1 protein-coding gene is annotated in these 461 nt (G+C 44.0%); it reads right to left on the reverse strand.

Going from position 1 to position 461, the window contains the following annotated elements:
* A partial coding sequence (locus tag V7S79_RS12215; protein WP_459490877.1) for an MBG domain-containing protein occupies positions 1–461 on the reverse strand: 461 nt, incomplete at both ends.

A 461-nucleotide genomic window follows, 5' to 3' on the forward strand; every position in this document is an offset into this window, starting at 1 on the left:
CGCTGATGTTGCTCCTTCGTAATTCGAATCAGCTGCTAAAGTGGCAACTACCTTGTACGTTCCTGCATTTGTTGGTGCTGTTGAACTAGCGCTGTAAGTCGTTGAACCTGTTCCTTCGTAAGAATAATTAACAGCTCCAGATGATCCTGTAGTAGTTGAAGTACTTGGGCCTTGTGCACTACCTGAATAAGTAAAGCTTGTGCTTCCTGTTACGGTTATAGTTGAACTAGCCTTAGTGATTGTAAAGGCATAATCCGCAGATGTGGCTCCATCGTATTTAGCATCTGCTGCTAGAGTTGCAACTACCTTATACGTTCCCGCATTTGTTGGTGCAGTTGAACTTGCAGCATAAGTCGTTGAACCTGTTCCTTCGTAAGAATAAGTAACAGCTCCAGATGATCCCGTAGTAGTCGAAGTACTTGGACCTTGTGCACTACCTGAATAGGTATATGTCGTAGAGC

It is taken from the genome of Aquirufa sp. ROCK-SH2 (assembly GCF_054558315.1).